This window comes from Mycoplasma sp. 3398 (assembly GCF_053851555.1).
The window spans coordinates 171707-188866 of sequence record NZ_JBSQAW010000001.1 but is presented as its reverse complement, the minus strand read 5'-3'; the positions used below and the strand labels follow the sequence as shown (position 1 = coordinate 188866).

At 27.5% G+C, this 17160-nt stretch carries 12 protein-coding genes; 6 read left to right on the top strand and 6 right to left on the bottom strand.

What is annotated here, in order from left to right:
- Positions 1 to 321 precede the first annotated feature (321 nt).
- Positions 322 to 1911 (bottom strand): MATE family efflux transporter, encoded by a 1590-nt coding sequence (locus ACWXVK_RS00700; RefSeq protein WP_456016913.1) that lies wholly within the window; start codon positions 1909 to 1911, stop codon positions 322 to 324.
- 90 nt (positions 1912 to 2001) lie between these two features.
- On the opposite strand from ACWXVK_RS00700, the gene ftsY reads away from it, so the two are divergent.
- From ftsY to ACWXVK_RS00680, 4 genes are all read left to right on the top strand, one after another.
- Entirely contained in the window at positions 2002 to 3057 is a 1056-nt protein-coding gene (gene ftsY / locus ACWXVK_RS00695; protein ID WP_455994436.1) for a signal recognition particle-docking protein FtsY, read from the top strand.
- Positions 3057 to 3275, top strand: coding sequence for a sigma factor-like helix-turn-helix DNA-binding protein (locus tag ACWXVK_RS00690; protein ID WP_438340513.1), 219 nt, complete (start codon positions 3057 to 3059; stop codon positions 3273 to 3275). Before ftsY ends, ACWXVK_RS00690 begins: the two co-directional genes overlap by 1 nt.
- Positions 3276 to 3366: 91 nt before the next feature.
- Positions 3367 to 4095 carry a UMP kinase gene (gene pyrH, locus ACWXVK_RS00685; RefSeq protein ID WP_438340512.1) on the top strand — a complete coding sequence of 243 codons (729 nt, stop codon included), beginning with the start codon at positions 3367 to 3369 and terminating at the stop codon, positions 4093 to 4095.
- Between the two features lie 7 nt (positions 4096 to 4102).
- Positions 4103 to 4654 carry a ribosome recycling factor gene (locus ACWXVK_RS00680; protein WP_438340511.1) on the top strand — a complete coding sequence of 184 codons (552 nt, stop codon included), beginning with the start codon at positions 4103 to 4105 and terminating at the stop codon, positions 4652 to 4654.
- A 377-nt stretch (positions 4655 to 5031) separates the two neighbouring features.
- Here the strand turns inward: ACWXVK_RS00680 and ACWXVK_RS00675 are convergent, their stop codons facing one another.
- The 3 genes from ACWXVK_RS00675 to dcm form a co-directional block, all read right to left on the bottom strand.
- Positions 5032 to 5283, bottom strand: coding sequence for a transposase (locus tag ACWXVK_RS00675; RefSeq protein WP_456016912.1), 252 nt, complete (start codon positions 5281 to 5283; stop codon positions 5032 to 5034).
- A 126-nt stretch (positions 5284 to 5409) separates the two neighbouring features.
- Entirely contained in the window at positions 5410 to 8289 is a 2880-nt protein-coding gene (locus ACWXVK_RS00670; RefSeq protein WP_456016910.1) for a DUF262 domain-containing protein, read from the bottom strand.
- Positions 8282 to 9514, bottom strand: a complete 1233-nt coding sequence (gene dcm / locus ACWXVK_RS00665) for a DNA (cytosine-5-)-methyltransferase (RefSeq protein ID WP_456016909.1) — start codon at positions 9512 to 9514, stop codon at positions 8282 to 8284. Before dcm ends, ACWXVK_RS00670 begins: the two co-directional genes overlap by 8 nt.
- A 543-nt stretch (positions 9515 to 10057) precedes the next feature.
- Between dcm and ACWXVK_RS00660 the strand changes: the two genes are divergently transcribed.
- A complete protein-coding gene (locus tag ACWXVK_RS00660) occupies positions 10058 to 11026 on the top strand; it encodes a phosphatidate cytidylyltransferase (RefSeq protein ID WP_456016908.1) in 969 nt (322 codons plus the stop codon).
- Between the two features lie 17 nt (positions 11027 to 11043).
- A complete protein-coding gene (locus ACWXVK_RS00655; RefSeq protein WP_456016907.1) occupies positions 11044 to 15378 on the top strand; it encodes a PolC-type DNA polymerase III in 4335 nt (1444 codons plus the stop codon).
- Positions 15379 to 15439: 61 nt separating this feature from the next.
- Here the strand turns inward: ACWXVK_RS00655 and rnc are convergent, their stop codons facing one another.
- Entirely contained in the window at positions 15440 to 16150 is a 711-nt protein-coding gene (gene rnc, locus ACWXVK_RS00650; protein WP_438340505.1) for a ribonuclease III, read from the bottom strand.
- A complete protein-coding gene (gene plsX / locus ACWXVK_RS00645; protein ID WP_456016905.1) occupies positions 16140 to 17159 on the bottom strand; it encodes a phosphate acyltransferase PlsX in 1020 nt (339 codons plus the stop codon). Before plsX ends, rnc begins: the two co-directional genes overlap by 11 nt.
- Between the last annotated feature and the right edge of the window lies 1 nt (position 17160).

The window sequence follows — 17160 nt, the reverse complement described above, 5'->3', positions numbered from 1 at the left end:
TTAAAGATTGTTTTATTAAACGATATGATTTCGTAATTAAATATTAAGAAACAATATAAAAATAACCTTGTTTTATTTGCCTATTAATTCTTAAAAATTATTCATTAATCTTTATTATCTATTGCATAACAAAGAAGGTGCTTATATTATGCTGCTCCCCAAAAAGGTGAAAAAATATCCACGAAAAATAACATTTGCACATTATATATTTTTAAAAAAATAGTGCATCGCCATTATATTAACGCTTATTTTATACTATGAACATAACATAATAATTCTTTTTTTAAAAAATCAATAATTTAATTTTAGATATTTGCTGCTTTAAAGTTTTTTTGCAAATTTCTTCCAAGCATCTGTATTTCAGCGCAACAAATATAATAAAGTCCTAAATAATGGATCAATTATTGCAATAGAACTTAAACTTATTAAAAATATTTCTTGACTTATATTATTGCTTCCAAAAAGAATTAGAATATATACAAAACTAGTTTGTAATCCAATCATTGTGAATATAGAAATTAAATTAGGCATTCAAACATCATTGGCTCCCCACAAAGATCTTAATGTTGTTAATGGCCCCACATCCATCAATGATTTAATCGCAAAAACGCTCATTAAAATGTAACAATATTGGTTTATTAATTTTGTCTCTATTGAATATATTTTAAACAAAGGGTAAGTTAAAATAATTCCCAAAATGCCGAATAATAGCTGAACTATAAAACCAGTTTTATAAGCTAAATTACCAATTTTTTTAGCCTTATCAAGTTTATTTTTTCCGATTTGTGTTGCCACAACAGATGAGGTAACATAACTTAACGCTAGCAAATAAGCAGCAAATAAATCATAGATATTATTCAAAGCCCTTCAAAGACCAATAAACCTATCATTTAATTTAGCGTCCGGAATAGCCTTGGATAATAAATATTGCGAAACAAATCAAATCCCTGTTTCTAGTGAGATCGGGAAACCGATTTTAAGAATTTCCTTAATATATTTATTATTCCATGTTTCTTTAAACTTAATTTTATGATTCTTGACAACATATTTTTTCACTAAGATACTAGATATCACAATATTAATTAATGAACCTATGATAATTTCAAGTGAGGCTAGGAATGCATTTTTTATTACAAATAGAATCATAAAAATTCAAATTGTTCTAACAATTGTTCCAACAATTACGCCAATTATAGCAAGTTTATTTTTCTTTATTGCTTGCAATGAAGAATTCATTATAAAAGCAATGGAAGTTATAAAAATATCAATAGTACCAATTCTTAAAAATTTTATAGCAAAACTATGTTCATTTTTAACTTCTACTTCAACATTAGTTGGAATATAATTGATCCCATCAGCAAATCCACCAACAAATATTTTATGATTTAAATCAAGTTGATAAACCTGCTCTAATTTTAAGTTAGATTTCTTTAAATTACTTATAAAATTGTTATAGTCAACTTCTTTTTTTCAACCAATAATAAAAGTATTTTTAGCGCCTGAAAGTGATAAAAGTTTAGGAGCACTAAAAAATACAATTAAATATATTGCGCCATTCAAAATTAGTGATAAATAAAAAGCTGATCAAAGAAGCTTTGCAATTTCTTTTTGCTTTCCTTGACCATAAAGGTTGGATGCTACAACTAAAACACCAAGTTGGAATAATAATGGCAAGAAGGTTATTATTTTATATACAACAAATATCTTTGCAAAAGTATAAAAATAATAGCCATTGTAAGACCCATCAGCATGATAAACACGATTATAAAAACTGACAGCTAATGATCCCGCAATGGTGACTGTGGCAAAAAATAATGTCTGAATAAAAATGGGAAAAGATAACCTTAAAAGATATTTGAAGTTATATTTTTGTTTAAAATACTTGTCGTTTTCAATTGCTTTAATATTCATAGTTTATCTATTAATTTTACTAAAAACATAATTATAATTTTTATAATAAAATATATAGATAAAATCATATCAAAACATATAGGAGAAATTATGGGTTTCTGGTCAAAACTAAAAGATAAACTTTTTGGAACAAAAGAGGAAAGGATTGCAAAAAAACAAGCTAAAATAGAAAGTAAGGAAAAGAAAAATCTTGCAAAAGAATTAAACAAAAAAAATAAATTAGAAAATTACATAGCAGGTTTATCTAAATCAAATTCCTCATTCATTGAAAGCATTAAACAAATACAAAATAGGCATAATAAAATTGATGATAATTTCTTTGATGAACTCGAAGAATTACTTATTATGTCAGACATTTCAATAAAATTAGTTCAAATAATAATTAATGAATGTAAAAAAGAAGTTAAAAACGAAAACATTCAAGACCCTAAATTGATTAATGAAATTATTGCAGACAAATTATTTACTTTCTATGCCTCTAATTCAATTATTGATACAAGTCTTAATGTTCAAGACAACCGAATTAATGTAATTTTGGTTGTCGGTGTTAATGGCTCTGGTAAAACTACTTCAATATCTAAAATCGCTCACAAGTTAATTCAAGAACAAAAAAAAGTTTTAATTGCTGCTGCAGATACATTTAGAGCTGCAGCCGTTGAACAGTTAGAGATATGAGCTAATAAAGTTGGGGCAGATATAGTAAAACCGCTTAACAATGAAACAGATCCTGCGGCAGTTGTTTATCGCGCAATTGATAAAGTTAAAAACGATAATTATGATGTTCTAATAATTGATACTGCAGGAAGATTGCAAAACAAAATTAACCTTATGCATGAATTAGCTAAAATTAATAAAGTACTGCAATCCAAAATACCAGGCGCTCCTCATGAAAGTTTATTAGTTTTAGATGCTACAACTGGCCAAAACGGTATTTCACAAGCAAAAGCTTTTGGCGAAGCGACAAATCTAACTGGAATTATTTTGACAAAAATGGACGGAACCTCAAAGGGAGGGATTGTATTAACAATTAAAGATGAAATTGATCTAGCCGTAAAATTCATAGGCTTAGGGGAAGGGATAGACGATTTAGCCGAATTTGATCTTGATTCATATATTTATGGTTTAATGAAAGGTATAAATGAATAATGGAAGATATTGAAGAAAGAGAAAAAATTATTAAATTGTTTGATAAATATGGGCAATTATTACCACAATCACAAAAGCAAGCCCTATATCTCCATTTGATTGAAGATTTATCTTTTGCTGAAATTGCTGATGAGTTGGCAATGTCAAGACCAGGCGCATTTGATGCTGTTAAAAAAGCAAGGCAAAAACTTATATTGCTTGATAAGAAACTGGGTTAAAAGTACTTATTTTGTTGAGTTAAAATAGTTATATTAATTTTAAAAAATATATAATTTTAAAAATAGTAAAACTTTTTAGAGGAGTTATTTAATGTCTTACAAATATAAAAGGGTTTTAATAAAACTTTCAGGAGAAGGATTAGCAAATAAAGAAAAACATTTAGCTATTGACTATGAACTAGTTGAAAAATTTGCTAAACAACTTAAAGTTATTATTGCCAATAATGTCGAGGTTGCAATTGTTGTTGGCGGCGGTAATTTTTGAAGAGGAACAAGCGCTGCGAAAAATGGTATTCAAAGAGTTAGAGCTGATTACATTGGTATGCTAGCAACGACTATGAATGCACTTGCCTTACAATCAGGTTTCGAACATAACGGATTACAAACTAGAGTATTATCTTCATTAACACTAGATCCCAAGGTTTGCGAGGTTTATATAAATGAAAAGGCTAAAAAATACCTAAAAAGTGGCGAAGTAGTAATTTTTGCTGGCGGAACTGGTAGACCTTTTTTTACAACAGACACCGCTTCAACATTATATGCTTCCGAAATAGAAGCCGATGCAATATTAATGGGTAAAAACAATATTGATGGTGTGTATGATAGTGACCCTAAATTCAATAAAAATGCAATTAAATTCAATACATTAACTTATGATGAATTGCTTGAAAAAGACCTTAAGGTTATTGATCAAACCGCTGCATCAATGGCAAAAGAAAATAATATTGATATAATAGTTTTTGATATTAATGAAAATGAAGCATTATTAAGAGCTATTGAAAATAAGATACCAAATACAATCATTGCTAATAAAAAATAGAGGAATTATGGAGTTAAGTTTTTATATAGAAGATTTAAAAAAGAATATTAAAAAAACAATCGACAATTTTGAAGTGCAATCATTAAAAGTTGCTGTCGGAAAAGCAAACCCCGCTTTGATTAATAAAATTAAAATTAATTACTATGAATCGTGAATGAATTTAGATGAATTAGCTTCAATAAGTTCAAATGGCCCATTAGAATTATTAGTTAAACCTTATGATATGGCAATTCTAAAAATAGTTGAAAAAACTCTTATAGACCAAAAACTAAATATTACTATTATTAATATGGGACATCAATTAAGATTAATTTATCCGCAAATGACAACAGAAAAACGTATGGAAATGACTAAGTTATTAAATCAAATCGCTGAACAAGCAAAGGTGGGGATAAGACAAATCCGCCAGGATATTAATAAACACATCAAAGCAGATAAAGAACTGTCAGAAGATCTACAAAAGAATTATTTGGACCAAATCCAAAAAGAGATAGACAAATCAATTGAAAATATAAATTCACTAACTAAAATAAAAGAAAAAGATTTAATGACAATTTAATAAAATCAAAATAGTTCATCGGAATTACTGAGAATAAAAAAATAAGTAAATTTATAAGAAGTATACTTGTGCAAAAAGGCAAAACTATAATAAAAGATTAATGTATCTCATTAAAACTAAAAAAGTTTTGTGTAAATCTATTAGACCTTTCTTAAGAAATTTTATTAGGAAGGGTCTTTTAATTATAAAAAATAAAAAAAGAAATAATTAAACTTAAATTATTAATAAATTCACAAACGGGATTTTAACAAATTGTCTCTTTTAATAAAAAACATTGCGCAAAATTCTAAAGGTAGTGTAAAAAAATGTGTAAGTTAATCCCTGACTTACTTTTTAGTAAGTGATTTGAGATTAGCAATTACACAAATGTAAATTTATTATACAAAAACAGGGCCTCAGTTAGGAACAACTTTATTTCATTTTTCTAACTGATTTTGGATTGCAAAATAAACTATCTTTATTAAAGAGTCATCAGTAGGAAATGAAGTTTTGTTTCTTGATATTTTTCTAATATTTCTATTTAAATTTTCGATGACATTTGTTGTATAAATAAGCTTTCTAATTTTGGTTAGAAAATTAAAAAAAGCAATTAGTTCATCGATGTTTTTTTTGTCAACTTTTAAGCGCATAGTGATACTAATAATCTCATTTTTCTTTGAAAATATCTAGGAATCTAGATACTTCATCTTAGGGACTATAGATATTTTTGTTTTGTTTACAATTAATGTTTTATATAGTGCATTTTCTAATTAATATTACTTTAATTTATTTGCTTTATCGCTAAACATAATATAAATATAGGCTTCAATAATTTGATTTGTACGTTCATCAATAGATTTTTTTCGATTTTTAAAATCCTCAAGACATTTAATAGGTTCTTCAACTATTGGGCTAAAAGATATTTCAGTAAAATTACCATCTTTATCTGGTAGCAAGGACATTATTGGTGTGTTTAATGCAAAATTTGTTTTTGATACCATATTATATTTACTTGGATCTTTAACCATTTCATTACTTAATCTTGAGTTATCCGGCTTAAACATTAAATCACCATTACCAATCTTGTAAACTAGTGTCATATAGTCTGTATTAAAATCAATATTCATATTTTTTAAATCTTTGCGATCTTCTGGTGAAGGTTTTTGCGGCAATATGTGTTCATAACTTAAATTTAAATAGCTTAAATCATTTTGACGTTCATCTTCACTTCTAAACTTTTCATATCAAAAAGGCTGTTCGCGCTTATTTTTGAAACCGCTAAATACACGTGCAATAATTAATTTATACAGTTTATTTGACACTGGTTTAAATGATGAATTCTCATCAGTTATTTCATAATTAAATTTATTATTAAGATGTTCGCGCAATAATTTAATATTTTTATCGTCTTCATCATTTAACGATAGCATCTTAATAAATTCTTTATAAATTAGATTAACAAATTCAACATCTACGGGTTTATTATCTTTGAATAACAATTTATTTGTTTTATTAATTATTGATGTACCTAGAGATTGTCCTTTAAAATCAAGTTCCCATAATGTGTCAAACTTTTCAATTTTGTATAGTACTTTAGACAAAATAATAAGATTTTCTTCATTTAAATCAACATTTGGAAAAAAGTTTAATTTGTTTAGGATTGATATGATTAAAGGAACATAAATAGATTTAGAACCACCCGATGTTATATTATTGATTTGCAAATTAATAAAATTAATATATTTAATTTTTTTAATAAAGTCATCAACAAAATTTTTAAACTCTACACATTCATGTTTAAACACGGTTAAATTAGAATCTATAATATTTTCTATTTTTTCAACGCACCCAGTAAATGCATATTCGTAATATACAAACTCTTTTCATAATTCATAAATTATGTTTCGCGCATTTGAATTATGAGAGGTGAAAATTTTAAATTTTTCAAATGTTCTAGTTGTAATATCGTAGTAGTTTGAATTTATTTCTTCTATTTTATCTGCTTCACCTTCCTTAACAAGTCAAGCATCAATAAATGTCACTATTTTTTTAATGTCTTCATCATTATCTAATTTATTTGATTTTCTAAAATAAATATTAACTGTCTTATTAAACTCATTAATATTTACGCGGTTTGTTGTGTGCTGAAAAATTAAATTTCTTAATAAGTCTAAAACTCCAAGACGCTTGCTATATTGATTTATATTTTGAAATATTTTAGTTAGGTCTCCTCTATTGTACTCTTGTATAGAAACAATATTAATTTTTACATTATTCAAAAAGTATTTACATATTGATTTGATGTTATCCTTTGTTATTTCTTTATCGAAATTGCGCACTATTTCATTGTAATTTTCATAAAATCTTGTTGAACGGTCGACTTCTTTAGCGTTAAAAAATAGATTGTATAGTTGAGTGTAGTGTTCAGGACATTGAGACTTAAAATCTTCTAGCATTTTCTTAATAATTTTAATGTTGTTATGCCCGTTATCAGACAATAAAATTTTCTTAGCTTCTTCCTGATTGAGAGACATAACTTTTCTCAATAACATTAAATAAATTAGTAATAGCGAAACTATTCTTTGTTGTCCATCAATAATATTGTATTTATAATTAATACTCATTAAAATTATAGTATTCAAAAATGTTGTCTGATCGTGTCCTTGACGTGCGTTTTTGGAATCAATTAAAATATTTTGAAAAAGTCCATTAATGATATATTCATCTCATGAGTATGATCTTTGAAATATAGGTATTTGGTATCTTAATGCTATTTGCGATTGAATAATGTCTTTAAAAGATAATATTTCCGAAAGTTCCTTAATGGTTGTTGTTGCATCGTCCAGTTTATCTAAAAATGGATTACTATATTCACTGTTAAGGTTTGGTATCTTAAAATCAACTAAATCATTTATCTCTTGAAGCTCCCACATAATATTTGCAACATTTGTAATATTTGCTATTTTATCAATGATGTTTCTAAACATTTCTAATACTTGATTGCTTTCTTGTGAACCGTCTTCACCCACAATATTAGATACGAACTTATCAAAATCAGCCCCTTTTGGTTCAATGTCTCAACATTTAATAAAATAGCGGCTTAAATACTTTTTATCAACTCTTAGCAAAACGTTAAACCAATATTTAGTTACTTGTAAATCCTCATTTTTTTTGTAATTTGCATCATTATTGGACTGATAGTTCTCAAAAGATTCTAAAGGTTTAATTATATATTCTTCTAAAAGTGAACCAAGATTTTCTCTTATGAATTGATATATTAATCAAGAATTATCTTTACTAGTTTTGCTATTTAAAAATGTAATAAATTGATCGCTCACGTAATAATCATCATTCTTTTTGAAAACTATTCTTGTACTATAAAGAACATCAATAATTTGTCTATATACTGAATGAGCGTATAAATTATCTTTAGATCTATAGAATAAAATGCCTTGTCTTTCCTCACCTAAAAAAGCTTGGTATTTTTTGTTGTTTCTATTAAAAATATATATTTTTTTATTTGTATCATTGATATTTGGAATTCAATTACCAACAGAATTATCAATATATGTTGTAATACTTGTGTCAATTTTTCAATTTTTATATCCATTATTACTAAAAAATTTTTTTCACTCTTTCTTACTTATTTTACTCATTTAAATCTCCATTTATTTTTTCTATTTCTTCAACAGCGTTAAACACTGACGTAATTGCTTCAACAACAATAGAGTTTCCTGCTTGTTTAAGTAATGACTCTTTTGTTAATATTCCTTCATCATAAAAAAGTTTTATTTTGTCATAATCTTCTTTTCCAAAGCCCATTAACATAAATGCTTCACGTGGACTTATAAACCTATATTGAAGTTTTGCTTTATTATTGTTTTTGCACTTAATAATTCCAGTGCATGGTATCCTATCTTGTTTAGTAGTCAATGTATTAATGATGTAGTTTTTAGAATCATTAATTATTTTTTGTGTATTAACCATTCTTAGTCGAGAAGGTGTGTTATTAATCAACATATCGATATTTTCTTTTGTGTTGCTTCTAAAATCAAAGATATTCTTAAAACGTTCTTTTCGTTGTTCGAGACTTAATTTTTTTGCTTGATTTATTTTGTTAATAAAATCACGAAACTCAAAATCATTACTAAATGGAGTATATATGTTTTTTAACACACTTAATGCAAACACACGTTCTCTTTTTTGTATCGAACCTGCATCTAAACCATTAATTACTGTTGTGAATGTTTTATAACCCAATTCATCAAGAAACGCAACTCATTTTTGATACTCAGTCATAAATTTTTGAGACAATAAATTCTTAACATTTTCCATTATTAAGTACTTTGGTTTATGATAGGAATTGGACAAAATTCGATAGATTTGTCAAACAAGTGATGAAGTAGATTCATCATTGTTGATTCCTTTTGCTCTACCCATATTTGCAACTGAAAGTCCTTGACAAGGAAAGGAATAAGTAACTAAATCAATGTTGTGTTTTTTTAATATATTTGGATCTAACTTACGAATATCTACTTGATTATTACTTAATAGTATTGATGCAGCAAGATATTTTTTGAATTTAAGGCTTTTAGATTTAATCTTTGCAGGCGTTTTTGAGTTAAGAGATAAACAAAACTGCTTCAAAAATTCGTTCACTTGTAACTCAGCGGTTAAATTATTATTTGCCAATATTTTTAGATAATTATCATGTAAATTATGATGCATTGTGGCATATGATATGTTGGCACGTGCATCTCAATCAGCGGTGGCCACTATCTTAAACACATCCTTATTTCTTAATTTGTTTATGTTTGTAATTGCTTTATTTTGTGCTCCTATACCTGAAAAAGTTTCCAAAATGTTTATTGTTTTACTCATCAAAAATACAAAAAAAATTCTTAAATTTCTTTAAGAATGTCAAGGTTTGCTATTAATAATAGGAGAATATTTTAAAAATGGAAACTTCTTAATTATATATATATATATTATCTATACAAAATAATTTATTGATAGTTTTTTGTTGCATGGAAAAATTATATCATATAAAAATTCAAATAATCGTCCGGTGTAGCGATATCTTTTTTTAAAGAAGGGGGTTTAATATTAGCATACAATTATTGAAATTTTTATTGATAAGCTACATTGGAATAAAATTATGATATTTACAAAATAATTTATAAAAATTATCTTTCTTAAAAACTATAATCCAAATTCTTAAAGTATTTAAAGAGAAAGTCTATTTAAATTTTGCTATAGATTTTTTGTATTTCATCTCTCGGACTAAAAAAGTGTGTTTTAATTTTGTAATTAAATATATTTACAACTTTAATATCATCTATTACAAAATCTACTATAAAAAAATATAAATATAAAACTTTTTTTACATCATTAATAAACTGTTAGTGTCTATAATTATTAAATATGAAAAATATTAAGCTAAGAATAAAGTCAGCAATGATTTTAGCATTAATTTTATTGCCTTTTTTATTTATAACATATTTTGGAAAAATACCAGGAAAAGTTATTGGCTTCTCCTTCTTTGCTATCATTTCTGCATGAGCAACTTATGAGGTTCTTTCTCATAACATTTTAAAAAGATGGGAAAATATTCTTATAGCTATTTTAACAGTATTAGTTTGGGCTTTTCCGTTGGATTGGTTCTCAGCGCAACCAGAACATAGTAATTTTATAGGTCTTGCAAAAACAACTGGTTCAAATATATTGATAGTAACAAAACAAATAAAAAAATCAATTTTTTTTGGATATGATAGTCTATCTAAATTTAGAGCATTACAGCTATTGCTAATAATTCTCTTTATAACTTGCATATTTCTAGTAAATCTTTTCATTACTAAAACCATAAAAAGAGACTTTATTTTTTCTTATTTTATTGCTATTTTTTCAACATGATTTATTCCCCTTGCTTTTAAAAGCTTGTTTATATATAACGCTGCAAATTTATATTTTGTCTTCGCCATTATTATAATACCAGTTATCACTGATACGATGGCCTATGTCGGCGGTTCTTTATTTGGAAAAAAATTAATTAAACGAGGGATGGCTCCTAAAATAAGTCCAAAGAAGTCATGAGAAGGCGCTCTTGTAGGTTTTATATTTGGATCGATTTTTGTATTTATAACAATGTATTTAGGCCATATAACACAAAACAAAACATTTTCTATTTTTACTAATTGAAAACAATTAATAGCTGGCATATTCCTTTTACCATTTATATCTATTCTAGGCGATCTTGTTTTTTCGCTAATCAAAAGATTATATAGAATAAAGGATTTTTCAAATTTAATACCAGGGCATGGTGGTTTTATGGATCGTTTTGATTCAACTTCATTTGTTGTAATCATGACTTCAATAATATTATTTATTAATTAGATTTGGAGGTAATTCATATGATGGATGAATATTTTAAACAACTATGTAAAGAGGTAAAATTTGAGCCATCTAATGAATTTGATGGTGCTAAACTTTTATTAGTACATCCTGCTATTAAAGAGGGATTTGAAAACTGAGTTTTTGATGTACAATTTGATCAACATATTAACATCAATGAATATAAGAAATTTCATAAAGCTGTCGAGTCTCGATTTCCAAAATGCCGCATTAATTTAATTATTCAAAATGTTATTTTAGATAAAAAAAACATTGCTGACTATCTAAAATATGTTATTGATAAAAGTTTTCCTTCATTGAATGACATTTCTGGTTTTATAAATTCGGCTCATATAGAAGTGACTGACAATGAAATAAATTTTCTTATTCCATTAAAAACTGCATATGAGAAATTCAAACAAAATAATAACCTAATTGTTCAAGGACTAGAAAAAATAGGATTTGAATTTCTTAAACCTATTTATAAATTAGCTGATAATTCAAATAATAGTAAGAAAAAAACCATAAACAATTTAATAAACTCCTACTCAATTCAACAAAAAGAGGAATTAAGTTTTTCACAAAAAAATCCAGATAAAAATATAACAAATAGTAGCGGCCAAAAATATTACGCAAAACCTAAGGCTAAATTAGTTGAAATGGATATTGCTACCGCCTTAACAACATTTGAAGAACTAAGAGTTATTGTAAAGGGGGAAATTTATTTTTTAGAATGGAAATCGTTAAAAAATAACAAACGCCTTTTAACATTAAAAATTTCAGATTATAACGAAGCTATTTCTGTCAATTTTATTCAAAACGAATCAGAAGAAAAACCTTCTATCAATGAAGGCGATACTATTTATGTAACGGGTATGCTAACTGATGACAAATTTACACAAGCTAAGGTTATAATGGCATACGGTGCGCAAGCATTTACCAAAACAGAGCCAATAACTTCATTAGCCGAAGATAATGAGGTTGAAAAAAGAATAGATTTAGCCACAAGAACACACATGAGTGTTCAAGACGGAATTTCTTCCCCAAATGAATATATAAAAGCTGCCATAAAATATGGCCATGAATTTATCGCAATTACGGATTTAGATAATGTGCAAAGTTTCCCATCTTTCTATAATGCCTTAAAAAAAGAAAAAAGAATTAAACCTATATACGGAGCAACACTATCTACAATTTCAAAGAAAAATTTAATTTTTAAGGGATATGAAAAATTTAAGGATTTTGATTTAAAAGAAGCTGAGTACGTTGTTTTTGACCTCGAAACTACAGGACTATCATGCCGCTTTGACGATATTATTGAGTTTGGAGCTACAATAATTAAAAATGGCATAATAGTAGAAAAAATTCAGTTTTTTATCAAAACAAAAAAGACACTAAGCCAAAAAATCAAAGAACTAACCAAAATAAATGAACAACTTTTAGAAGGGGGGCTATCCCCTGAAGAGGGAATTAAAAAAATCCATTCTATTTTAAACGGGCGCATTGGTGTAGCGCACAATGCTGCGTTTGATATAAATATGTGTATGGAAAAATTTAGACAATTAGGTCTTGATACAAGCAATCTAATTTGTGTTGACTCCTTGTGGGTTTCATATTTTTTAGATAAAAGTGAAGCAAGACATAAAATGAATTATGTATGTAAGAGACATAATGTTATTTATACATTTAGCGACGCTCATAGGGCTGATTATGATGCTCATGCTTTGGCTCAAGTCTGATTAAAAATGATCACAAGATTAGCCATTGAAAAAAACATCATTAGTGCATCCGAGCTGTTAAATGTTGATGCTACACAATGATCAAACAGAATAATGTCTTCCGAAATAAGAGTATTAGCAAAAAACCAAAGAGGGCTTAAAGAATTATTCAATATTCTATCTTCATCACTAACAAAAAATTATAATGACGGTCCAAAGTTTTACATTGAGGATAAAATAAAATACAATAATATTTTGTTTGGTTCAGGGACACATCGCTCAAAATTATGGGACAAAATAATCCTGGGTACAAATGAATCAATAGAAAAAGAAATAATTAACTTTGATTATATTGAATTGCCACCGATTTCATCTTTTGTGTATTTAGTAGAGGGTGAGGAACTTATCTCATGAGAAAATCTTAAATTCGCATATCATGACTTAATCGAAAAATGCAAAAAGCTTAACAAAATGTGCGTTGCAACATCTGATTCAAGATATGTTTATGATTTTCAAAAAACTATTCATGCCATTTACATTAACGCTCCTTCGCTTGGTGGTGGGGTGCATTGATTAAAAAGAAAAACACAACCAAAGTTGCAATATCTAACAACTAGACAAATGTTAGATGAGTTCGCTTTTTTAGGCGATGAAAAATTAATTAAAGATATTGTTATTTATAACCCCAAAAAAATTGCTAATCAAATTGAGAACATACAAGTTATTAAAGATAAATTGTATGTTCCGACCTTTGATGATTCACCAACTAAATTGCGTAATTTAGTATATGAAAATCTTTATAAAAAATATGGAAAAAGTCCTGATCCAATAATCATTGAAAGAATAGAAAAAGAGTTAAACCCTATTATTAAGTATGGTTACTCAGTAATTTATTGAATTAGCCATAAATTAGTTAAACGTTCAAATGAAGATGGTTATCAAGTGGGCAGTCGTGGCTCAGTAGGTTCCTCGATAGTAGCTAACCTATCAGAAATATCAGAAGTTAATCCACTTGAACCACATTATTTATGTTTGAAATGCAAATATTTTGAATGAAATAATGATCCTAATATATATTCAGGATGGGATCTCCCTAATAAGAATTGTCCAAATTGCAATAAAAAACTCTCAAAAGATGGGCATAATATACCTTTCGAAACCTTTTTAGGTTTTGAAGCTAACAAAGTTCCGGACATTGATTTAAATTTCAGTGGTGATTATCAACCAAAAATTCACAATTTAGTTAAGGAATTATTTGGTGAAAATCATTCATTCAGGGCCGGAACTATATCTAAAATTGCCTTAAAAAACGCATATGGTTTTTGCCGAAAATATATGGAAGAAGTGCGATTAAGTGAAACGCCGTGATCAAGAACTTTTCTTGATTTCTTAGCAAATAAATCGGCGGGGGTTAAAAGAACAACAGGACAACACCCGGGAGGAATTATTATTATTCCCAAGGAATTTGATGTTGAGGACTTTACTCCTGTTAATTATCCCGCAAATGATGTTAATAGTTCATGAAAAACTACACACCTTAATTTTGAATCCATTCATGATAATGTTTTAAAACTTGATTTACTAGGTCATGATGATCCAACAACAATAAAAATGCTTGAAGATTTAACAAAAACAAATGCCAAAGACATACCAAAATCTGATCCAGAAGTTATGAAGTTATTCTATACAACTGAATCGTTAAAAATCGATCCAAAAATGATTGATGGTGAAACTACAGGTGCTTATGGTTTGCCAGAGTTTGGAACGGGTTTTGTTAGAAACATGTTAAGAGAAGCGCAACCACGCACATTTAATGATTTAATCTTATTAAGTGGTCTAAGTCACGGAACTAATGTGTGGGCCGGAAATGCTGAAGAGTTAGTCAAAAAAGGGTTTAAATTAAAAGATTGTGTATGTTGTCGTGATGATATTATGCAAGAATTAATAAGAAAAAATATCGAGCCATTAAAAGCCTTTGAAATAATGGAAAAAGTCCGTAAGGGTAAGGGCTTATCCGCAGAGCAAGAGGAACTATTAATAAAAAATAATGTTCCAGACTGATACATTAATTCACTGAAAAAAATTGAATATATGTTTCCTAAGGCTCATGCAACGGCTTATGTTATTATGGCCTGAAGAATTGCTTGGTATAAACTTTATTATCCTCTACAATTTTACGCTTCATATTTTTCAATAAGACCAGATGCAATTGATATTGAAACAATGTCAAAAGGGTATACTAGCGTTGATATAAAGTTAATGAATTTAAAAAAGAGAAAGAACGATATAAGTAATGCGCTTTCAACAAAAGAGTCAGCATTAATTACCACATTTGAAATAACAAAGGAAATGTATGCTCGAGGGTTTAAAATCCAAAACGTTTCTTTATCAATATCTCATTCCAAAGATTGAATTGTTGATGAAAAAACCAAATCCTTAATACCGCCATTTATTGTTGTTGATGGACTAGGTGATACCGTTGCAGAACAAATAGTTAATGCTCGAAATCAGCAAGAATTTTTATCTATCGAAGATCTTTGCCAGAGAGGAAAAGTAAATTCTAAGATTTGTTCCGAACTAAAAAAACTAGGTATATTAGATAATTTAAATGATACAAATCAAGTTGAATTATTTTAACAAAATAACCTTTATAATTAAAAAACGTCTTGTATGTATTCAACATAAAAGACGTTTTTATTTATTTTCTTCTTAATTTTTTCAGCGCATTAATTGCAGCATTAGTTTCAGCTTCTTTTTTAGATTTACCATAACCCTCACCATATCTTTGAGATTCATGCAATACAATAGAACCAAATTCATTGTTAGGAAGCATTTCGGTAACATACTCAATTCTAGAATGACTAAATTGTTGTAATAATTCTTGCAACTCGCTTTTAGGATGCACATGGGTTTTGTTACATTGCAAATTAAATGATTCTCATAATGTTAGGTCAGTAATTTTCTTTACCCCCTCAATACCATAAACCAAATATATAGCACCTATAAATGCTTCATAAAGATTAGATTTCGTTTTGATATTAGTTCCATTGGAAAATGCAGAATTACCATATCTTAATCATTTGAATAATGAGTACTTTTCAACAATTTTGGCAAGGTTATTTTTATCTACTATACTACTTCTTAATTTACTTGCTAAACCTGCCTCATATTGCGGAAATTTATTGGCAATTCAACTTGTTACAACAAATTGTAATACACCATCTCCAATGAATTCAAGATATTCATTATGAGGTCTTGTCTTATGTTCATTCGTAAAAGATTTATGTGTAAATGCAGTTATTAAAATAAACAAATGTTCATCACTTAATTCTTTTGTTTTTACTCCCAATTGTTTTAAAAAGGGCAAGACATTATCTAGGATTTTTAAATCACTACCATTAAATTTCATTATTTTCAATATCCCCCAATTGCTTTGAAAGGTTCTTTATAAAATCTTCCTTTTCTAGCAAAAGCTTAATTTGGTTTAATGCGTTTTCAAATGCTAATTCATCAGAACCACCGTGAGCTTTAACAACAATTTTTTCTAAACCAATTATATATGCACCGCCAATATTTCGATAGTCAAATTTTTCTTTAAATTTTTTCAAATCATTTTTTAAAAAAAGACCCGCTATCTTTGTTTTTATATTTTTATAAATTATTTTCTTGAGAAGTTTCCCAAAATTAATAAATGAAGATTCAAGAGTTTTTAGAAATATATTTCCTTGTTGTCCTTCAGCTAAAATAATATCAACCTTTCCGGCAATGGCATCGTTAGGCTCAATAAATCCATAAAAATTAATTTTCTTATTTTCCTTTAATAGCGTGTAAGCGTTTTTGATATTTTGGCTACCCTTATATTCCTCAGTGCCAACATTTAACAATCCAATACTTGGGTTAAATTTTTTAAAAATTAATTCAAAATATTTACTAGCTACAATAGCTCAGTTGTTAATATATTGAGCTGGTGTATCAATATTTGCGCCGGCATCTAATAACAGGGAAAAATGGTCAGACATTGTAGGCAATATGGGCATAAAAGCAGGTCTAAAAACGTTTGGTAATCTTTTTGTTTTTAGGGTTGCTAATGAAATAAAAGACCCGCTATCACCACTGCTCAAGATTGCATCAAAATCATTCTCATTTAAATAATTAAAAGCATCCAACATTGATGATGGCTTTTTTAAAACGTCTCTTATCGAAGAATTGATGGTTGCTAAATTGGGCGAATCAATAATTATAAAATCTTCTTTTTTTATTAAATAAGTATTGTTTTTAATTTCTTTTTCAATAAGTTTTTTATCACCAACTAAGGCAATTTGATAATCCTTATTTTTACCCATAAAGGCCAATGCGCCTTGGATTGCTTCTTTATAGCCATTATCATTATTCATTACATCGAAAACTATTTTTTTCATT